Here is a 20,454-nt window from a genome sequence, read left to right as displayed (position 1 = left end):
ACAACTCGCGGCATGCATGGGATGCCTGACTACGGCAACGTTCTGCGCGCAACGGACAGCGCATCGGTGCATGCGGCGGCTCAGTGATTCGCGGCGGTTGGCGAGACTCACCAGCTAGCCGCGGCAGAGCCGCCGCCAACCGCGAGCGGCTCCGCGAACACATTACGCGCGACGAGCGCTTAAAGCAGATCCAACGGCGCCGTCAAATCCCCGAGCGGCGCGAGTCCGTTGCTCGCGAACGCCCGATCGCGCGCCGCCACGCCTTCGAGCGGCGCCAGTCCATGCACGCGACTGATCAGGCGAAGAATCGAGTTGGTGTCGTACACCGTGTGATCGACATACCCCTTCCTCGCCAGCGGCGAAATCACCAGCGCGGGAATCCGCGATCCCGGACCCCAGCGGTCGCCTTTCGGCGGTGAGACGGGATCCCACCAGCCGCCGTTTTCATCGACGGTGACGATCACCACGGTATTCGCCCACTGCGGGCCGCGCTGAATATGCTCGATCACGTTCGCGATGTGACGGTCGCCCGATTCGACGTCCGCATAGCCGGCATGCATATTCAGATCGCCTTGCGGCTTGTAGAACGTGACGGCCGGGAGACGTCCCGCGTCGATGTCCGCGATCAGGTGATTACTCGACGCGTCGTTGCCGGGGCCCGCGTCGCGCAGATATTTGCGGCGTGCCGCCGTGCCCGGCGCGTAATTGGCGAAGTAGTTGAACGGTTGATGGTGATACTGGAAGTCGGGCACCGCGCCCGTGTCCTGATGCTCCAACGCGTATTGCCACGCCCCGCTGTACCAGGCCCAATCGACGCCCTTGTCCGTCAGACGGTCGCCGATCGTCGCATAGCGTTGCGGCGGCAGCACGCGCGGATTCGAGAAGTCCGCAAGGGCCGGATTGCCGCCTTCGGCCGGCCGCACGTTGCTCGGCTGATAGGGCGGCGCCATCGTGTTGACGGCATAGCCGTCGGCGGTGAACGTGCCGTCGTTGACGAATTTCGGCGGGCCGTCGAGCGCGGAGGCGGGCGAGTCGGCCGCCTGCTTCAGCCGCGTGCCGGTCGGATCGTCGCCTTCGATCACCGACACCAGTTTCTTCGCCGGGCTGTTGTGGATGTCGGGATAGAACGGCGCCTGCGCCGAGATCAGAAAGATGTGATTGAGCCACGAGCCGCCGAAGGCCGCCATGAAGAAGTTGTCGCACAGCGTGTACTGCTGCGCGAGACTCCACAGCCGCAACGTGTCGGCGGAATTGCGGTAGTGCCCCATCACGAGGCCGCCCGAATCGCCCCATGCGGCGAACTGGTTGTTGCGGCCGGCATTGATCTGCATCTGGTTCTGATAGAAGCGATGCACGAGGTCGCGCGTGATCACGCCGGCCGGCAGCGGCGCGCCTTGCGCGTCGGTGAGATGGAACGGCCCGTTTCGCAGATTGCCGATGTCCTTCTGGCCGATCATGTAGCGCTTGCCGTCCACTTCCTGCGCTTGCGGCACGAGCCCGCCCCAGATGGCGGGCAGGCGCGGCAGCGGTGTTCTGCCGTCACGGTCGAGTTGCAGATAGCGCTCGGCGCTGACCGCATCGAGCGGATGCTGAATGCCTGGAAAGTTACCGTACAGGTTCGCAAAGCTGCGGTTCTCGGCGTAGATCACCACGATATGCTTGACCTGATCGCGCAACGCCGCGTCGAGCCGCAAGTCGGCGGCACTGCGTGTCGCGTCGCCCGCCGCGGTTTGCCCGGTCTTGCAGCCGGTCAGCGCGAGTCCGATGCCGACTGCCGCGAGACCGGTCAGGACGCGGCGGCGTTCGGGATCGTTGGGGGCGTCGTCGGGGTTGGGCGGCAGGGTGGAGTCGTTGTCGTTCATCGGTAGGTTTCGAATTGTGCGTGACAGACATCGATCGCCGCTGGGGCGGCGCGCCTGGTACGCGTTGCGGGTTCGAGAGGTGGCCGGAAGACGCCGGCGAGGGGTGGGCCAAGCGAACAGCTAAGGCAATCGACGCTTCACGCGCCAACTGTTGTGCGTTGCGTCAACGGCGAGCAGAAGCCAATGTTTTGCGTCGACCGGATGGCGTTTTTGCGTGGCGTAACCGTCCACGGATAATTCGAGTTCGTCGAATGCGCGCCGATGGCAGGTGGCATGCGCGCCGGACCCGTCCGCGAATTCGACGATCGCCTCGGCCGCACGGGTCGGCTCGGGTAGATGCGCGATGCGCACCGAGCAGCCGGGGTAAAGGTGCGAATCGGCAACCTGAACCTGAATGGATGCGGACATGGGCGTGGCCTCCAAACGCTGGTGAGCGAAAGCGCGGCGGTGAGACCTCGCGCAACCGACCGGAGGAAAGAATAGCACCGGGACCCACGATTGTTATGCATCCGTGACGCGAATTGCAACGTCGCACGCGAGGCGTGATCCATGATTCCTTCGCGCTATCATGCTGATCTAACGACGATGACAGTAGAAACGGCAGCCAAGATGGCAAAAGAAGAGCAGACAGGAGCGGGACGCAAGCGCGCGAAGCCGCGTAACGCGGCGGCCCCGGCTTCGCAGGATGACGTGGCGATGTCCCATTCGGAGCGCATCGCTTCCAGCGATGCCGCCGACTCCGCGGAGGAAGACAACGCCAGCGGATCGACTTACCTCGTGCCGGGCCTCGAGCGCGGCTTGCGCATCCTCGCCGAATTCAGCGCGCGCGAACCGGTACTCGGCGCGCCCGAATTGTCTAAGCGCATCGGCATTCCGCGCACCACCACCTTCCGTTTATTGCAGACGCTCGAAGCACTCGGCTTTCTCGAACGGGTGAACGGCGACCGTTATTTCCGCCTGAGTGTCGCGGTGCTGCGGCTCGGCTTTGAATACCTGAATTCGCTGGAACTGACCGACGTCGGCACGCCGATCCTCGAACGCTTACGCGATGCCACCGGTCTGAGTACGCATCTGCTGATTCGCGACCAGCGCGACGTCGTATTCGTCGCCAAGGCGCAAACCCATGCGCCGATGTTCAGTTCGGTGAAGGTGCATGTCGGCACGCGTCTGCCCGCGCACGCCACCGTGCACGGCCAGGTGCTGATGGGCGATATGAGTTTCGAGGAATTGCGTCAACTCTATCCCGAGCCGCAACTGGAGCGTTTCACTGAACGCACGCCGGCCACCGTCGAAGAACTCTATGGACGCGTGCGCGAAAGCGCGGCGCTCGGCTACGCGTTGAGCGAGGCATCGTTCGAGCGGGGCATTTCCGTGGTGAGCGCGCCAGTGCGGGATCAAAGCGGCAAGATCGCGGCCGCGTTGACCGTCACCATTCCTCGTTCGGATATCGGCGAGGCTGAAGAGCGCGAACCGCTCGTCATCGCGGTTTGCCAGGCGGCGCTCGAACTGTCCGAGCGACTCAGTTATCGCCCGCGGCCTGACGATCCGACTGCGGTTCTGGCGCGCCGCAAGCCGGTCGCGGCGCACTGATTCCGCTGGATGTCGTGCAACGGCCCGGCGGTTTCCACCGCCGGGCCGTTTGCCTGGCCGGCTTCGTTCACATCAGAACGAGTGATGGATGCCGGTCAGAACGATCGTCTGGTTCCGGCCGCTCGACACGCCCGCCGTGAAGAACGCGGCATGCGCATTCGAATTGGCATGCTGGTACAGCGCATTCACGTAGAGCTGCGTCGACTTCGACAGCGCATAGATGTCGCCGATCTCGAACTGCGTCCAGCGACGGCCGGCCAGCGTCGTCGTCGCGGCGCCGCCGGAAACGCTGTTGAACGGCGTGAACTGATAATTCGCGCCGACGTCGTAGCTCTGATAGGTGTCGGAGTGTCCCGCCGATTCCAGCTTCACACGCGTGTACAGACCATGCACCAGCAGTTTGCCGAACTGGTATGACGCGCCCGCGCCCATGTTTTCGACCTTGCTGGCGCTGTAGTTCCCTGCCGCCACGCCCTGGAAGTTGGTGATGCCCGTGGTGACGATCGACGGCGTGCGGTTGTGCTCGTTCGCATACGTGGCGCCGGCCTTGAACGGGCCGTTCGCATAGCTGAGCGCGAAACTCAGCGTCTTGCCCGTCGAGAAGTTCGTCGTGTTGCCGAGACCCATCATCGCGCCGACCGTGAAGCCGTAGAAACTCGCCGAGCGGAATTTCATCGAATTGTCGAACGGCACGACGCCGGTGTCGGCGAGCTCGTCGATATTGCCGGGGTGAAACGCGTACCAGCTCGCCCCCAGGTAGGCCGTGCTCAACGGACCCAACACGTCGAAGCTGAACGGCGTTTGATGGCCGAACGTGACCGTGCCGATCTTGTCCGAGCTCAGGCCCACAAAAGCGTGGCGATTGAACAGCGTGCCGGATTTCGCGAAGTTGCCGGTGTTCGTATAGAAGCCGTTTTCCAACTGGAAAACCGCCTTCAAACCGCCGCCCAGATCTTCCACGCCTTTCAGGCCCCAGCGGTCCGGCTGCATGTTGCCTTGCTCCATGATCCACTTCGAATGACCGCCTGCATTGCTGATATACGCAATGCCGGCATCCAGGCTGCCGTATAGCGTCACGCTGCTTTGCGCCCATGCGCCTGTCGTTGCGCAGGCTGCCGTCAAACCGGCTGCAATGATGTGCTTCACCGTTGGTCCTCCTGATCGCGCGGCGGATGGCTCGCGCCGATTTCGCCGTCCCTGATCCGTGCTTTTGGATTGAATGCAGCTCTGGCTCATACGCCAAACTACTGCGCTATTTGTTCCATATATGGGCGTTTGTATCGCCTATGGAAAATTATAGTGACTCAAACAGCGGTCAAAATAAATTTTCGGGCTCGGGATAAACCCGCATGAAGGCTGTCGCAAGGAGTGCGGGAGTCACCGTAAAGCCAAGCCCATCAGGGCACGCAGCCACAAATGGCGTCTTCGCAATCCACGCGGCGCAGTGTTCCGGGGTGTCACGCTCGGTGTTTTCCCCTACCGGTGGAGATTTTTATTTCTTCTCGTCGAAGCCGATCCTATACTTATCCATACACGAACCACTGTTCCTTATATGGAACATAAGGCTTCAGGAGAAAGGCGAGAAATGACTGACCAATGGCGCTGCGCCGGCCATGCCGGCGATCTGTCCGAAGACGCGCCGCTCGAGTTCAAGCTCGACGGCACCGAGATCGGCATCTACAAGGTGGGCGACGCGCTGTACGCGCTCGAAAACGTCTGCCCCCATGCGTATGCGCTGCTCACGCAGGGGTTTGTCGACGGCGACACCGTCGAGTGCCCGCTGCATGAAGCCGTGTTCCATATCCCGACCGGCAAATGCCTGAAAGAGCCCGGTGGCCGCGACCTGAAGACGTACTCGGTGCGTCTCGCCGGCGAAGAAATCCAGATCAAGGTGGAATGACATGCGAGAGGTAGCCGTGAACTTCAATCCCTTCCTGAAGCCGTGGCTCGCGCCGCAGCCCAACAACGTGGCCGGCAAGGGCGTGATCGAAAAGCCGGGCGAGAGCGAGAACTTCATCTGGCAAACGCGTAAGGCGGAGCCGACCCAGTACGAGAACGACTTCGGCGACGCGCTCGAAAAAGTTTTCGAAGCCGGCGCGACGGAATTGCACGAGGTGGTCGACGGTTTGAATCGCGTGGGTTTCCGCACGCCGGAAGGCAATGCGTGGAACGCCGAACGCCTCGCCGCCGAATTCCGCCTGCTCGCCGAATAGGCGCGCTTTCCGAACACGTCTCACCGCTTTCGCATCCGGAGTCTTTTCATGACGTCCCCCAATACAACTCAGGGCGCGGCCGATCCGATCCAGTCTTATCTGGACAAAGGCCTGCGCAACTACTGGTATCCCGTCGCGCCGAGCTGGCAAGTCGGCGACGCGCCCATCGGCATCACGCGACTGGGCGACCAGATCGTGCTGTGGCGCGACAAGGAAGGCAAAGTCCGCGCGCTCGAAGACCGCTGCCCGCATCGCGGCGCGCGTTTGTCGCTCGGCTGGAATCTCGGCGGCAGCGTCGCGTGCTGGTATCACGGCATCGAAGTCGACGGCGGCGGCACGGTCGTCAAGGTGCCGGCGGTATCGAACTGCCCGCTCGAAGGCCAGCAGTGCGTGAAGTCGTATCCGGTCGAAGAACACGCCGGCGCGATCTTCCTGTGGTTCGGCGACGACGCGCACAAGGAACCTGCGCCGCTCAAGTTGCCGGATGAACTGGTCGGTGACGAATACGCGAACTTCGTGTGCATGTCGAACTGGAAGTGCAATTACCAGTACGCGATCGACAACGTGATGGACCCGATGCACGGCGCGTATTTGCACGCGACGTCGCATTCGATGGCCGAAGGCGACAAGCAGGCCGACATGCGCGTGCGCAAGACCGAGACCGGCCTGATGTTCGAAAAGATCGGCCAGCGCGACGTGAACTTCGACTGGGTCGAACTCGGCGAAACCGGCGCGCTGTGGATGCGCCTCGCGATTCCGTACCAGAAGAAGTTCGGCCCCGGCGGCAGCTTCGGGATCGTCGGCTTCGCCGTGCCCGTCGACGAAAACAACTGCCAGGTTTACTTCTGGCGCGCTCGCAAGGTGTCGGGCTGGCAGCGCGACGCGTGGCGCTTCCTGTACCGCAACCGGCTGGAGGGGCTGCATTGGGCCGTGCTCGAACAAGACCGCTACGTGCTCGAAAGCATGGCGCCGAACGCGCGCCAACATGAATTCCTTTATCAACACGACGTCGGCATGACGCGTGTGCGCCGCATGCTGCGCCAGCGCGCGCAACAGCATTTCGCCGAACTCGACGCCTACCGCGAGCAAGCGGCCGGCGCCGCGTCCGCCACCTCTGCCACGGGCCACAGCCATGCATGACGAAGCGGTTGTCGCACTCAACGGCCGGCGCGTCCTCGTGACGGGCGGCGCGCGCGGTCTCGGCGCGGCGTTCGTCCGCGCGCTGGTGCAAGCCGGCGCGCGAGTGGTGTTCGGCGACGTGCTGCACGACGAAGCCGAAGCGCTCGCCGCATCGCTCAACGGCCAGGGCCACGAGGTCACGTATCTGCCGCTCGATCTCGCCGAGCCCGCCAGCATCCGGCAATTCGCCGAGCAGGGCGCGGCGCGTCTCGGCGGTCTGGATGCGTTGATCAACAACGCGGCGATCACCAACTCCGGCGGCAAATCGGCCGACGAATTGTCGGTCGAGACGTGGGACGCCGTGATGAACGTCAACGTGCGCGGCACCTGGCTGATGAGTACGGCCGCGCTGCCTTATCTGCGTGACTCGGGGCGCGGCAGCGTCGTCAATATCGCGTCGGATACGGCGGTGTGGGGCGCACCGAAACTGCTCGCGTATGTCGCGAGCAAGGGCGCGGTGATTTCGATGACGCGTTCGCTCGCGCGCGAATTCGGCGCTCATGGCGTGACGGTCAACGCGGTCGCGCCGGGCCTCACCGAAGTGGAAGCCACCGCCTACGTGCCCGCCGAGCGTCACCAGTATTACCAGCAAGGCCGCGCGCTCGCGCGCGCCCAACTGCCCGACGACGTAACCGGGCCGGTGCTGTTCCTGTTGTCCGACGCCGCGCGCTTCGTGACCGGCCAGTTGCTGCCGGTCAACGGCGGCTTCGTGATGAATTGATCTTGCCGAATCGAAAGGAGAAAGAGATGGCGGATGTCGATATCGAACGCAAATCGTGGGACCAACCCGCGGACAAGACCTTTACCCAGTGGCTGGACAGCCGCGTTGCGCGGCTCGCCACGCGTCGCTATGACTGGGACGCGCTGAAGTTCCAGGCCGACTACGACCCGAAGTATCGCCGCGCGCAAATGCGCTATGTCGGCACGGGCGGCACCGGCGTCGCGAAAGACGTGAACACGGTGCCCGCGGGCGGCTTCACGTTCTCGACGATGTTGATCCCCGCCGGCAACATCGGCCCGAGTCATATCCACATGGACGTCGAGGAAATCTTCTTCGTGATGCGCGGCAAGATGAAAGTGATCTGCGAGAAAGACGGCGAAACGTGGGAAGCCGTGCTCGGCGAACGCGATCTGATTTCGGTGCCGCCGGGCGTGTATCGCACGGAAATCAACATCGGCCAGGAAGACGCGTTGATGTGCGTGATGCTCGGCTCGCCGAAGCCGGTCACGCCGACGTATCCGCCCGATTCGCCGTTGGCCGCGCTCAAGCGTTAAGCCGTCAACGTAGTTCGTATTCACTCGCGAAGGAAACCATGTCCGCAGTCCCGTCCGCTACCGCCGATCAGAACGCCACGCTCGAAGCGCGTCTTGCGCGCTTTCCCGCGCAGCAGATCTGGCTTGCATCGCAACGCGCGGTGAGCTATCGCGAAGCGAACAGCGCCGCAACGAACGCGCTGCCGCTCGTGTTGCTGCACGGTATCGGTTCGGGCGCGGCTTCGTGGGTGCAGCAATTCGAAACGCTCGGCGACACGCGCCGCGTGATTGCGTGGGATGCGCCGGGTTATGGCGCCTCCACGCCGGTCACGCCTGAATCGCCCGCGGCGGCAGATTACGCCGCGGTATTGAACGAATGGCTCGACGCGCTCGCCATCGAACGTTGTGTGCTGCTCGGCCATTCACTCGGCGCGATCATCGCGGGTGCGTTCGCCATGACGTATCCGCGGCGTGTGGCCGGTTTGCTGTTGCTGTCGCCGGCGGGCGGTTATGGCGCGGCATCCGCGGCGGTACGCGAGACGAAGCGCGCTCAACGCCTCGCGATGCTCGAGGCGTTGGGCCCGCAAGGACTCGCCGAAAAACGCAGCGCCGCTATGTTGTCCGCTTACGCGAGCGACGAAGCGCGCGCGTGGGTGCGCTGGAACATGTCGCGCGTGATTCCGCATGGCTACGCCCAGGCGACCCATCTGCTCGCCAACGCCGACCTCGCCGCCGACCTCGTGCGTTACAGCGGCCGCGTCAACGTGGCCGTCGGCGCCGACGACACCATTACGACGCCCGCAGCCTGCGAACGACTCGCACTGGCGGCGGGCACCCCATTGCAAGTCGTGCCACGCGCGGGGCACGCCGGCTATATCGAAGCACCCGCCGCGTACACCGCGATCATCGACACGTTCTGCCGCGCGAGCGACGGACAACGGAGCCAATGAATGAAGCCCGACCTGCCCGACACCACGAACGTCAGCCGCGCTGCGGACGACGACCGCATCGGCAACGACAGCGATACCAACAATGACACCGGCTATCGCGTGCCCGGTCTCGAACGCGGCCTGAGGATTCTCACGGAGTTTTCGCCGCGCGAGCCGGTTCTCGGCGCACCGGAACTATCGAAGCGCCTGAAGATTCCTCGCACGACGGTGTTCCGTCTGCTGCAAACACTCGAATCGCTCGGCTTTCTCGAACGCGCCGATAAGGACCGCAACTATCGCCTCGGCGTCGCGGTGCTGCGGCTCGGTTTCGAATATCTGAGCTCGCTCGAATTGACCGACCTCGGCCTGCCGATCATCGAAGCCTTGCGCGACGAAACCGGCTTGACCAGCCATATCGTGATTCGCGATGGACGCGACGTCGTGTTCGTCGCCAAGGCGCAAAGCCACGCGCCGATTTTCAGTTCGGTGAAGGTCAACGTCGGCACCCGTTTGCCGGCTCACGCCACGACGCATGGTCAGGTGCTGATGGGCGACATGACGCTCGACGAGTTGAAGAAGCTCTATCCCGAGCCCGAACTCGAACGCTTCACCAAACAGACGCCCGTCACCGTCGACGATTTATACGAGCGCATTCGCGACGACGCACGGCGCGGTTTCGCGATCAGCGAGTCGTCGTTCGAGCGCGGCATTTCAGTGGTCAGCGCGCCGGTGCGCAACGACACGGGCCGCATCGTCGCCGTGATCACGACAACGATTCCGCGCCACGAGATCGGCGCGTCGCTGCTCGACAGCGGGTTGATCGACAAGGTCCGCCGCGCCGCCGGCGAACTCTCGCAGCGGCTCAATCACCGGCCCAAGAGCGGGCCGGATGCGGGCAGCAAATACATGAAGGCATTGGGGCTCCGATGATTGAAATCGATTTGACCGGGCAGGTCGCGGTGGTGACGGGCGGTTCGTCCGGCATCGGCCTCGCAACCGCCGAACTGTTTCTGCGCTCAGGCGCATCGGTTGCGATTTGCGGCCGCGACAGCGAACGTCTCGCGCAAGCGGAAGCCGCGCTGAACACCCGGTTCCCGCAAGCGCAACTGCTGGCGCAAGCCTGCAACGTACTGAATGCCGGCGACGTGAACGCGTTCGCGCAAGCCGTGCAAGCGCGCTTCGGCCGTACCGACATGCTGGTGAACAACGCGGGCCAGGGCCGCGTGTCGACCTTCGCCGACACCACCGACGAAGCCTGGCGCGAAGAGCTCGATCTGAAGTACTTCAGCGTGATCCGCCCGACTCGCGCGTTCCTGCCGATGCTGCGCGACGCGGCCAACCCTTCGGTGGTGTGCGTGAACTCGCTGCTCGCGCTGCAACCGGAACCGCACATGGTCGCGACATCGTCGGCGCGTGCGGGCGTGCTGAGCCTCATCAAGTCGCTCGCGGCGGAACTCGCGCCGCAACGCATCCGCGTGAATTCGATTCTGATCGGCATCGTCGAATCGGGGCAATGGCGCCGCCGCTACGCGAAAGAGGCGCAGCCGGGCCAGAGCTGGGACGACTGGACCGCCGAACTGGCGCGCAAGAAAAACATTCCGCTGGGCCGCTTCGGCAAACCCGAAGAAGCCGCTCAAGCGCTCTTTTATCTGGCTACGACGCTGTCGTCCTATACGACGGGCAGCCACATCGATGTTTCTGGAGGCGTTGCACGACATGTCTAACACAACCACCGTCGGCGAACTGATCGCCGCTTTTCTCGAGCAGTGCGGGGTGCATACCGCATTCGGCGTGATCTCGATCCACAACATGCCGATCCTCGACGCGATCCATCAACGCGGCCAGATCCGCTACGTCGGCGCGCGCGGCGAAGCGGGCGCGGTGAACATGGCCGATGGTCTCGCGCGCGTTTCCGGCGGACTCGGCGTCGCGTTCACCAGCACGGGCACGGCCGCGGGCAACGCAGCGGGTGCGATGGTCGAAGCATTGACCGCGGGCACCGCGCTGCTGCACATCACCGGTCAGATCGAAACCGAATACCTCGATAAAGATCTCGCGTATATCCACGAAGCGCCCGATCAACTGTCGATGCTGCAATCGATCTCGAAGGCCGCGTTTCGCGTGCGTTCCGTTGAAACCGCGTTGCCGACCATCCGCGAAGCCGTGCGCGTCGCGCAAACCGCGCCGAGCGGCCCGGTCAGCGTCGAGATTCCCATCGACATTCAGGCCGCCCAAATCGAATGGCCCGCCGATCTGGCCGCGCCGCACGTCAGCACGCTCAGGCATTCCAGCGAGCGCGTCGCGCAACTCGCCGAGCAACTGGCGAAGGCGAAACGTCCGCTCTTGTGGCTCGGCGGCGGCACGCGCCATGCGCGCGCGGCGGTCGAGCGCATGGTCGCGTTGGGCTTTGGCGTCGTGACCAGCGTGCAGGGCCGCGGCGTGCTGCCGGAAGATCACCCGGCAACGCTCGGCGCTTTCAACGTGCATGCCGCGGTCGAAAGCTTTTACAAGACGTGCGACGCGCTGCTGGTGGTCGGTTCGCGTCTGCGCGGCAATGAAACGCTGAAGTACAGGCTGGCGCTGCCGCAGCCGCTGTATCGCATCGACGCCGACGCGCTCGCCGACAACCGCGGCTACCGCAACGACATGTTCGTGCACGGCGACGCGTCGGCGGTGCTGGAGGAACTCGCGACGCTGCTCGAAGGGCGCGTGAAGGTCGATCCGGCCTTCGCACAGGATCTCGCGGCGGCGCGCGAAAGCGCGCTCGCCGATGTGGCGCGAGGGCTCGGCCCGTACAAGCGCCTCGTCGACGCGCTTCAAAAGGCCGTGGGCCGCGACTACAACTGGGTGCGCGACGTGACGATCTCGAACAGCACGTGGGGCAACCGCATGCTGAAGATCTTCTCGCCGCGCGCGGGCGTTCACGCGCTCGGCGGCGGTATCGGCCAGGGCATGCAGATGGGCATCGGCGCGGCGCTCGCGGGCAGCGCCGCGAAAACCGTGTGCCTCGTCGGCGACGGCGGCTTGATGGTGAACGTCGGCGAACTCGCGACGGCCGTGCAGGAAAACGCCAACGTGATGATCGTGCTGATGAACGACCAGTGCTACGGCGTGATCCGCAACATTCAGGACGCGCAATACGGCGGCCGCCGCTGCTATGTCGATCTGCACCAGCCGGATTTCGCGCAGTTCTGCGAGAGCCTGAAGCTCACGCACTACCGCATCCAATCGCTCGATCAGGCCGAGGAGATCATTCGCGAGGGCATGGCGAAAACCGGCCCCGTGCTCGTGGAGGTGGACATGCTGTCGGTCGGTTCGTTCGCCAGCGCGTTCGCCGGTCCGCCGGTCAAGGAACAGGAGCCGCAGCATGCGTGAGGCCGATTACGCCGGGCGCCACGCTCCCGTCGATGTCGCCATGATCGGCTTCGGCGCGATCGGCCAGGCGGTGTACCGCTCGGTTGCAGCCGACCCGGCCGTGCGGGTGTCGCACGTGATCGTGCCGCAGCGGCATATGGCGGCGGTGCGCGAAGTGGTGGGCGCATCCGTGGATGTGGTGGCGTCCGTCTCCGCATTGAGCAGCCAGCCGCACTTCGCGCTCGAATGCGCGGGACATGGCGCGTTGATCGATCACGTGGTGCCGTTGCTCAGGGGCGGCACGGACTGCGCGGTGGCGTCGATCGGCGCGCTCTCCGACATGATGCTGCTGGACGCGTTGTCCGCCGCCGCCGATGAAGGCGACGCAACCTTGACGCTGCTCTCCGGCGCGATCGGCGGCATGGATGCGCTGGCGGCGGCCAGGCTCGGCGGCCTCGACGAAGTGCTGTACACCGGGCGCAAGCCGCCCACCGGCTGGCTCGGCACGCCCGCGGAACAGGTCTGCGATCTGCATGCGCTAAGCGAACAGCAGGTGATCTTCGAAGGCAGCGCACGCGAAGCGGCGCGCCTGTACCCGAAGAACGCCAACGTCGCCGCAACGATTGCGTTGGCCGGCCTCGGTCTCGACCACACCTCGGTGCGGCTGATCGCCGATCCGAAGGTGACGCGCAACGTGCATCGCATCGTGGCGCGCGGCGCATTCGGCGAAATGTCGCTGGAAATGTGCGGCAAGCCGCTGCCGGACAACCCCAAGACGTCCGCATTGACCGCGTACAGCGCGATCCGTGCATTACGCAATCGCGCGGCGCGCTGCGTGATTTAAGACCCTGGCTGAAGCAAACCGGAACGACCGACATGACTCACTTCGATACCCGTCTCGTGCCTAGCGGCGATATTTTCATCGGCGGGGAATGGCGGCAAGGGCGCGGCAAGCCGTACCAAAGCCTGTATCCGGCGGATCAGTCGGTCAACATGGAAATCTCGACGGCCAATGCCGACGACGCCCGCGAAGCCGTGGAAGCCGCCGACGCCGCGTGGCGCAAGGCGGATTGGTCGGGCTTGAAGCCGCATCAGCATGCGCTGATTCTGTACCGCATCGCCGATCTGATCATGGCGCGTCACGAAGCGCTCGCGCAATTGCAGCGTCGCGACAACGGCAAACCGATCGGTGAAACGCGTGTGCTGGTGGCAAGCGCGGCCAACACGTTCCGCTACTTCGCCGCATGCCTCGAAACGCTCGATGAGGAAGTCACGCCCTCGCGCGGCGACTATCTGACGATGAGCATTTACGAACCGATCGGCGTGATCGCCGCGATTACGCCGTGGAATTCGCCGATCGCATCGGATGCGCAAAAGCTCGCGCCGGCGCTGGCCGGTGGTAATGCGGTGGTGTTGAAGCCCGCCGAAGTGACGCCGCTGATCTCCCTGGCGCTGGCTCGCCTCTGCGAGGAAGCCGGTGTGCCGAAGGGCGTCGTAAGCGTGCTGCCGGGCAAGGGCTCGGTGATCGGCGACGTGCTGGTGCGTCATCCGCTGGTGAAGAAAGTGTCGTTCACGGGCGGCACCGAAGTGGGCCGCGGCATCGCGCGCATTGCGGCGGACAAGCTGATGCCGGTGTCGCTCGAACTCGGCGGCAAGTCGCCGACCATCGTGTTCGACGACGCCGATTTCGATCATGCGGTGAACGGCGTGCTGTATGGCATCTTCAGTTCGTCGGGCGAGGCGTGCATCGCGGGATCGCGTCTGTTCGTGCAGCGCTCGATTTACGACGCGTTCATGAAGCGTCTCGTCGAGGGCGCGCGCAAGCTGCGCGTGGGTGATCCGTCGCGTGCGGAAACGCAGATGGGGCCGCTCATTACCGCGGCGCATCGCGAAACGGTCGAGCGATACGTCGCGTTGGGCCTGGAAGAAGGCGGCCGCTTGTTGTGCGGCGGCGAGCGTCCGGTCGGCGAGGGCCGCGAGCAAGGCACGTACTTTCAGCCGACCATTCTCGAAGGCCTCACGAATCACGCCCGCATCTGCCAGGAAGAAATCTTCGGCCCGGTGCTGGTCGCGATGCCGTTCGACGACGAAGCGTCGCTGCTGGAAGAAGCGAACGACAGCGTATTCGGTCTCGCCGCCGGCATCTGGACGCGCGATTACAAGCGCGCTTACCGGGTCGCCCGCGCGCTCGAAGCCGGCACCATCTGGATCAACACCTACAAGCTGTTCTCGATCTCCACACCGTTCAGCGGCTGGAAAGAGAGCGGCATGGGGCGCGAGAAGGGCCGTCTCGGCATCCGCGAATACATGCAGCAGAAGAGCCTCTACTGGGGCTTGAACGACGCGCCGCTGGCGTGGGCGAATTGAAGACGCAAGATACGCAAGAGGCACGTTATGACGATTCTCGGCATTGAACAGATTATTTACGGCGTGACGGATCTCGCTACCTGTCGCCGCTTTTTCGCGGACTGGGGCTTGAAGGAAGTCGCGCACGATGAAACGCATGCGCGCTTCGAAACGCTGAACGGCTGCACGGTTCTCCTGGCCGGTGCGAACGATCCCTCGCTGCCGCCCGCGTTCGAAGAAGGGCCGACGCTGCGCGAAGTGACGTGGGGTGTCGCGACGCAAGCGGAACTCGACGAACTGCGCGGCCGCTTCGCCGGCCAGCCCGGCCACTTCGAAACCGGCGACGCCGTCGGTTGCATCGACCCGAACGGCATGGCGATTCGCGTGGAAGTGACTCGCAAACGGGTGCTCGATATTCACGGTTCGCCCTCGAACGTATGGGGCCAAACGCTGCGCGTCGATCAACCGTCGCCGATTTACGAGCGTGCCGAACCGGTCGAAGTGGGTCACGTCGTATTCTTCACGAACTGTCTCGCGGAACAGGAAAAGTTCTACCAGGACCTGCTCGGCTTCGAGACGTCGGATCGCTATCCGGGCCGCGGCGCATTCATGCGCTGCGCGCCGCACGGCGGCCACCACGATATTTTCCTGCTGGCGCTGCCGGGCGGCAAACGCGGTTTGAATCACGTCGCGTTCACCGTGCGCGATATCCACGAAGTATTCGGCGGCGGCATGCACATCAGCCGTTGCGGTTGGGATACGCAACTCGGGCCGGGACGTCATCCGGTTTCGTCGGCGTACTTCTGGTACTTCCAGAATCCGGCCGGCGGCCTGATCGAGTACTACGCCGACGAAGACCAGCTCACGCCCGAATGGCAGCCGCGCGATTTCGAACCCGGCCCGACCGTGTTCGCCGAATGGGCGATCGACGGCGGCATCGACGGCAATACGCGTCGCCAGAAAAACGCGCAAGCGCCGGAGGGCAAGTTCATGACGGAGCGCAAAAATGACTGACGCTGCCACGGAAAAGGCCCAGGCCGCGCACGCCGGACTCGAAGCGCCGCGCACCATCGTCGTGATCGGCGGCGGCCAGGCGGCCGGTTGGGTCGTGAAGACATTGCGCAAGGAAGGCTTCGACGGCCGCCTCGTGATGATCGCCGACGAGGTTCATCTGCCGTACGAGCGCCCGCCGTTGTCGAAGGCCGTGCTGGCGGGCGAGGCGGATATCGACACCGTGCGGCTCGTCAAGCCCGACGATTTCGCCGCGCTCAACGTCGAGGCATGGCAACCCGATCGCGCGACGTCGATCGATCGCGAGCAACGCATCGTGCGCACGCAAGCGGGCCGTGAAGTGCAATACGACCGTCTGGTGATCGCCACGGGCGGCGCGGCGCGCCGCTTGCCGGACTCGCTCGTCAAGACCTCGCACATCGCCTATCTGCGGACGCTCGACGAAGCCGTCGCGTTAGGCGAACGGCTGCGCGCAAGCAAGCGCGTGCTCGTCGTGGGCGGCGGCTGGATCGGCCTCGAAGTCGCGGCCACCGCGCGCAAGCTCGGCGTGAATGCAACCGTGGTGGAGGGCGCGCGGCGTCTGTGCGCCCGCTCGTTGCCGCCAATGGTGTCCGACTTCCTGCTCGACCTGCATCGCGCGAACGGCGTGGACGTGCGTTTGCACGCATCGCTGGTGTCGATCGCGGATCATCCGAACGACGCCAGCCGCATCCGCGCGACGTTCGCGGACGGCTCGACCGTGGATGCCGATTTCGCGGTCGCCGGTATCGGTCTCACGCCGCACACGGCGCTGGCGGAAGCCGCGGGCGTGAAGGTGGAAGACGGCATCGTGGTCGATCATTTCGGCGCGACCGACGACCCGCGCATCTTCGCGTGCGGCGACGTCGCCAATCATCCGAGCGCGTGGCTCAAGCGCCGCGTGCGGCTCGAATCGTGGGCCAATGCGCAGAACCAGGCGATCGCCGCGGCAAAGGCGCTGCTCGGCACGTTCGAACCGTATGCGGACATTCCGTGGTTCTGGTCCGATCAGTACGACGTGAATCTGCAAATTCTCGGCGACATTCCGGGCGACGCGCAACTGGCTGTACGCGGCGACCTGCCGGGCAAGCACGCCACGCTTTTCCATCTGGAAGACAACGCGATTCGCGGCGTGATCGCCATCAACAATCCACGCGAACTGAAGCTCTCGCGCAAGTGGATGAACCAAGGCCGGACTATCGACCTTGCCACACTGACCGACGCCACCACGGCGCTTGCCTAACTACACCTACGGACGGGACAACGGCATGAGAACCATCGACAACATCATGGGGGACCGCAGCAGCGCCGGTGTCTCCGGCCCTGTGACCCGGGGCTCGATCATCGCGCGGCTCGAGCGCCTGCCGAGGAACGCGATGCAGGTGCGCGCGCGGATTCTGATCGGGCTCGCGACGTTCTTCGACGGCTTCGACGTGATCGCGATCGCGGCCACGCTGCCGGTCCTGATCGCGAAGTGGCATCTGACGCCGTGGGAAATCGGCTTTCTGATCGGCTCCGGGTCGGTCGGCCAATTGCTCGGCGCGTTCCTGTTTCCGTGGTACGCCGAGCGCAAGGGCCGCGTGCGCGCGATTGCATTGAGCTCGGGGATCATCGGCATCACCAGTATCGCGTGCGGTTTCGCGCCGACCTTCGCGGCGTTCGTGGCGTTGCGCGTGATTCAAGGCGTGGGACTCGGCGGCGAATTGCCGGTGGCCGCGACGTACATCAACGAGATCAGCCGTGCGCATGGCCGTGGGCGTTTCGTGCTGTTGTACGAGATTGTGTTTCCGGTGGGCCTGTTGGCTTCCAATGCGTTGGGTGCGTGGATCGTGCCGCGTTTCGGCTGGCAAGCCATGTACTGGATCGGCGGCATGCCGTTGATTCTGTTCTTCGTATTGCGCAAGCTGGTGCCGGAATCGCCGCGCTGGCTCGCCGAGCGCGAACGCATGGCCGATGCCGACGCCGCCGTGCACGCGTTCGAACGCACCGCGAAAGGACCGCTGCCGCCGGTGACCCATTCCGCCGAATTCGAAGCAATGGCGAATCGCCATCCGAAGCGCCGCATGCGCGACCTGTTCGGCCCGGCTTATTTGAAGCGCACGCTGGCGGTGGCGATGCTGTGGATTACCTGCGGGTTCATTCAATACGGTCTCTCGACCTGGCTGCCGACGATCTATCGCACGGTTTATCACGCGCCGCTGCAACTGGCGCTGAATCTGGCGGTGGCGGCTTCGGTGCTGGGCGTGCTGGGTTCGCTGACTTGCGCGTTGCTGGTCGATAAGGTGGGGCGCAAGCCGATCATCAACCTGTCGTTCCTTGCGTGCACGCTTTCGCTGCTGCTGGCAGGCGTGTTTCATGAATCGTCGGTGTATGTGGTCGCGACGTTCTGTGCGTTTTCGTTGGGCTTTCTCGCTTGCGGATTTATCACGGCTTATGTGTACACGCCGGAGTTGTATCCGACCAGTATCCGCGCGACGGGCTGCGGTATCGGCGGCGCGTGGCTGAAGGTGGCGGCGATCTTCGCGCCGGCCATCGTGTCGAAGACGATGATCGGCGGCAATTTGCAGGTGGCGTTTTATGTTCTGGCGGCGGTGCCTTTTCTTGCCGCGGTGGTGGTGCACTTTCTTGGGATCGAGACCAAGGGCAAGGTGTTGGAGCAGTTGGAGGCTTGATGCTTTCGGCGCGAAGGCGTTGGTGGTGAACTGCGCCCCAAAGATCGGATCGGTGTTCGACTTTTGGGGTGCGGGTCAATCACAACCCCTTCCGATAAATCACAAACCCCGACCGTTCAGCAACCTTGTCATAAAGCTTCATCGCGGTCTGATTGGTCTCATGCGTCTGCCAGTACACGCGTTGCGCACCGTCGGCCTTCGCCCGCGCATACACCGCTTCGATCAGCGCGCGGCCGATACCTTTGCCGCGCTCGGTTTCAAGCGTATAGAGATCTTGCAGATAACAGGTCGGTCCCGCCATCGTCGTGTGACGGTGATACAGAAAATGCACGAGGCCGAGCAATTGGCCGTTGCGTTCGGCGACCATCGCGTGCATCGGCTCATAACCGTCGAAGAAACGGCCCCACGTAATCAGCGTGATCTCGCGCGGCAACGCGGTTTCGCCGGAGCGTCCATAGAACGCGTTGTAAGCGTCCCAGAGCGGGAGCCAGGCGTCGAAGTCGTCGGGCGTGGCGGGGCGGATTTGAATCGTGTCGGACATCAGCGCGGTTCCTTGTGGGTGATGGTGGCGGGCAGCAGTCGCATGCTTCTGCCAAGGGCGAATTGAGCGGGCGCAGACGTAGACGGTCGCGCTCAACGCCTCCTTGCGCCCTTCAGCGCCTTCCCGCCTGGCGGTATCCAGGCGACGGCTTTAGCTCCGACAGCATAAGAAATTTGCGGCGCTATTGTTAGCTCCAGCATGTGCTGGAAACTTGGAGCCACTATCGCCGGGGTTCACGCTCAACTACGCGGGCATCGAGCCGCACGAAGCGCATGCGTTTCGCGGTACGCCGACTGATCCGCCAACACGCCCCGCCACCATGACCTAAACCCTCTCCGCTCTCAACCACCGCGCGAGCATCGCATCATCACCCGTCTCCAAGGCCTGCGCGACGCGCCTTCCCACCGCCGCGCCGAATTTATAACCGTGGCCCGAGCATGCCGACACCACCAGCGTATTGCCGATGCGTTTCGAAAAGAAGCGTTTGTCCGCCGTGAAGGTGTACGCGCAGGTTTTCACTTCGGCAACGGTATATTCGTCGATCCGGCTGAGCGGCGGCGCAAACAGCCTAAGCAAGCTGTCGCCCTCGCCGGGCCCCGCCACACGATCGACGTCAGGGTCCGGCGCGCGCACCTTATGCACGCCGGCGCCGATTTTCAAACCGACGCCATCGACGGGCGGCAGCACATAGCCGTCGCTATCGCCGCCAATATCGACGATCGCGGGCGCATTCGACCACGCGTCCTCCAGATCCGCGGGCGGTTCCAGATAAGCAACGGCATTGCGATAGGTCACGAGTTCTTCCGCAAACTCCGGGAACAGTTGCAGCGTCCAGGCACCCGCGGCGACCACGAGCCGGTCGGCGCGCACCACGGTCTCATCGTCGAGCCGCACCCAAGCGCCATGCGGATCGACGGAAAGCGCCTTGACGTGCATGCGAATATCGGCGCCGCGCATCTTCAGCCACGCTTTCATATCGCGGGCGATGCGTTCGCTAAAGAGCACGCCGCCTTCGCGATCGAGGTAGCCGTAGCGAAACGTCTCGGGGTCGAGAAAAGGATAACGCTCGGCTGCTTCACGCGGTTCGAGCCGTTCGTATTCGAATTCCATCCGGTCGAGGCCGGCGCGGCATCGTTCGGCGCCATCGCCCGCGTATTGCGAAATGCCGAGCACGCCGCAATTCGCATAGTGGGACACGCCCAGGTCGTTCCACACCAGATCCCAACTATCGAATGCCTCGGCGAGGTTGCGCGCATAACCATCGGCATCGCCATATGCACGGCGGATCATGCGATGCCGGTCGCCCGACGCGGCGAGCGGATTGGGAATCGAGCCTTGCTCGATCAGCGTGACGTCGTGTCCGAGTTTTGCGAGCGACCACGCCGTGCTCAAGCCGGCGATGCCCGCGCCTACGATTGTCACTCGCATACCAGCTCCCCCGAGTCGATGGTTCCGGGTCAGAGTCTAGCAGCGGAAAATAAAGAA

The 20,454-nt window shown here is 64.1% G+C and carries 20 protein-coding genes; 15 read left to right on the top strand and 5 right to left on the bottom strand.

Going from position 1 to position 20,454, the window contains the following annotated elements:
• Positions 1 to 179: 179 nt before the first annotated feature.
• A complete protein-coding gene (locus CUJ90_RS23555; RefSeq protein WP_114164043.1) occupies positions 180 to 1,862 on the bottom strand; it encodes an acid phosphatase in 1,683 nt (560 codons plus the stop codon).
• Between the two features lie 120 nt (positions 1,863 to 1,982).
• On the bottom strand, positions 1,983 to 2,270 hold the full coding sequence (locus CUJ90_RS23550; protein ID WP_114164042.1) for a hypothetical protein: 288 nt from the start codon (positions 2,268 to 2,270) through the stop codon (positions 1,983 to 1,985).
• 201 nt (positions 2,271 to 2,471) lie between these two features.
• On the opposite strand from CUJ90_RS23550, the gene CUJ90_RS23545 reads away from it, so the two are divergent.
• Complete coding sequence (locus tag CUJ90_RS23545) at positions 2,472 to 3,452, top strand: IclR family transcriptional regulator (protein WP_114164041.1); 981 nt, start codon at positions 2,472 to 2,474, stop codon at positions 3,450 to 3,452.
• 72 nt (positions 3,453 to 3,524) lie between these two features.
• On the opposite strand, the gene CUJ90_RS23540 is transcribed toward CUJ90_RS23545, so the two are convergent.
• Entirely contained in the window at positions 3,525 to 4,598 is a 1,074-nt protein-coding gene (locus CUJ90_RS23540) for a porin (protein WP_114164040.1), read from the bottom strand.
• Positions 4,599 to 5,037: 439 nt separating this feature from the next.
• On the opposite strand from CUJ90_RS23540, the gene CUJ90_RS23535 reads away from it, so the two are divergent.
• The 14 genes from CUJ90_RS23535 to CUJ90_RS23470 are packed head-to-tail and all read left to right on the top strand — an operon-like array spanning position 5,038 to position 18,428.
• Positions 5,038 to 5,352: a non-heme iron oxygenase ferredoxin subunit gene (locus tag CUJ90_RS23535; protein WP_073429678.1), complete on the top strand. Its 315-nt coding sequence runs from the start codon at positions 5,038 to 5,040 to the stop codon at positions 5,350 to 5,352.
• Between the two features lies 1 nt (position 5,353).
• A complete protein-coding gene (locus tag CUJ90_RS23530; RefSeq protein WP_073429679.1) occupies positions 5,354 to 5,665 on the top strand; it encodes a recombinase-like helix-turn-helix domain-containing protein in 312 nt (103 codons plus the stop codon).
• A gap of 48 nt (positions 5,666 to 5,713) precedes the next feature.
• On the top strand, positions 5,714 to 6,805 hold the full coding sequence (locus CUJ90_RS23525) for an aromatic ring-hydroxylating dioxygenase subunit alpha (RefSeq protein ID WP_114164039.1): 1,092 nt from the start codon (positions 5,714 to 5,716) through the stop codon (positions 6,803 to 6,805).
• Complete coding sequence (locus CUJ90_RS23520) at positions 6,798 to 7,565, top strand: SDR family oxidoreductase (RefSeq protein WP_114164038.1); 768 nt, start codon at positions 6,798 to 6,800, stop codon at positions 7,563 to 7,565. The genes CUJ90_RS23525 and CUJ90_RS23520 overlap by 8 nt, the downstream gene beginning before the upstream one ends.
• Before the next feature lie 26 nt (positions 7,566 to 7,591).
• Positions 7,592 to 8,119 carry a cupin domain-containing protein gene (locus CUJ90_RS23515; RefSeq protein ID WP_073429682.1) on the top strand — a complete coding sequence of 176 codons (528 nt, stop codon included), beginning with the start codon at positions 7,592 to 7,594 and terminating at the stop codon, positions 8,117 to 8,119.
• A gap of 38 nt (positions 8,120 to 8,157) precedes the next feature.
• The gene (locus tag CUJ90_RS23510) at positions 8,158 to 9,048 is read left to right on the top strand and encodes an alpha/beta fold hydrolase (protein WP_114164037.1); all 891 of its coding nucleotides are present in this window, start codon (positions 8,158 to 8,160) and stop codon (positions 9,046 to 9,048) included.
• A complete protein-coding gene (locus CUJ90_RS23505; RefSeq protein WP_227470504.1) occupies positions 9,049 to 9,957 on the top strand; it encodes an IclR family transcriptional regulator in 909 nt (302 codons plus the stop codon).
• Positions 9,954 to 10,751, top strand: coding sequence for an SDR family oxidoreductase (locus tag CUJ90_RS23500; protein ID WP_114164036.1), 798 nt, complete (start codon positions 9,954 to 9,956; stop codon positions 10,749 to 10,751). Before CUJ90_RS23505 ends, CUJ90_RS23500 begins: the two co-directional genes overlap by 4 nt.
• Positions 10,744 to 12,402: a thiamine pyrophosphate-binding protein gene (locus tag CUJ90_RS23495; protein ID WP_114164684.1), complete on the top strand. Its 1,659-nt coding sequence runs from the start codon at positions 10,744 to 10,746 to the stop codon at positions 12,400 to 12,402. The genes CUJ90_RS23500 and CUJ90_RS23495 overlap by 8 nt, the downstream gene beginning before the upstream one ends.
• On the top strand, positions 12,395 to 13,225 hold the full coding sequence (locus tag CUJ90_RS23490) for an aspartate dehydrogenase (RefSeq protein ID WP_114164035.1): 831 nt from the start codon (positions 12,395 to 12,397) through the stop codon (positions 13,223 to 13,225). The genes CUJ90_RS23495 and CUJ90_RS23490 overlap by 8 nt, the downstream gene beginning before the upstream one ends.
• A 32-nt stretch (positions 13,226 to 13,257) precedes the next feature.
• The gene (locus CUJ90_RS23485) at positions 13,258 to 14,748 is read left to right on the top strand and encodes an aldehyde dehydrogenase (protein WP_114164034.1); all 1,491 of its coding nucleotides are present in this window, start codon (positions 13,258 to 13,260) and stop codon (positions 14,746 to 14,748) included.
• Positions 14,749 to 14,775: 27 nt separating this feature from the next.
• Positions 14,776 to 15,741 carry a VOC family protein gene (locus CUJ90_RS23480; RefSeq protein ID WP_083081915.1) on the top strand — a complete coding sequence of 322 codons (966 nt, stop codon included), beginning with the start codon at positions 14,776 to 14,778 and terminating at the stop codon, positions 15,739 to 15,741.
• Positions 15,734 to 16,999: an NAD(P)/FAD-dependent oxidoreductase gene (locus tag CUJ90_RS23475; RefSeq protein ID WP_114164033.1), complete on the top strand. Its 1,266-nt coding sequence runs from the start codon at positions 15,734 to 15,736 to the stop codon at positions 16,997 to 16,999. Before CUJ90_RS23480 ends, CUJ90_RS23475 begins: the two co-directional genes overlap by 8 nt.
• 25 nt (positions 17,000 to 17,024) lie before the next feature.
• The gene (locus CUJ90_RS23470; protein ID WP_114164032.1) at positions 17,025 to 18,428 is read left to right on the top strand and encodes an MFS transporter; all 1,404 of its coding nucleotides are present in this window, start codon (positions 17,025 to 17,027) and stop codon (positions 18,426 to 18,428) included.
• 79 nt (positions 18,429 to 18,507) lie between these two features.
• Here the strand turns inward: CUJ90_RS23470 and CUJ90_RS23465 are convergent, their stop codons facing one another.
• The gene (locus tag CUJ90_RS23465; protein ID WP_083081920.1) at positions 18,508 to 18,969 is read right to left on the bottom strand and encodes a GNAT family N-acetyltransferase; all 462 of its coding nucleotides are present in this window, start codon (positions 18,967 to 18,969) and stop codon (positions 18,508 to 18,510) included.
• Positions 18,970 to 19,293: 324 nt separating this feature from the next.
• Positions 19,294 to 20,397, bottom strand: a complete 1,104-nt coding sequence (locus CUJ90_RS23460; protein ID WP_114164031.1) for an NAD(P)/FAD-dependent oxidoreductase — start codon at positions 20,395 to 20,397, stop codon at positions 19,294 to 19,296.
• Between the last annotated feature and the right edge of the window lie 57 nt (positions 20,398 to 20,454).

Origin of the sequence: Paraburkholderia terricola, from assembly GCF_003330825.1 — a bacterium.
GTDB lineage: Bacteria > Pseudomonadota > Gammaproteobacteria > Burkholderiales > Burkholderiaceae > Paraburkholderia > Paraburkholderia terricola.
The sequence above is the reverse complement of the archived record's forward strand: the minus strand, read 5'-3'. Positions and strand labels throughout refer to the sequence as shown.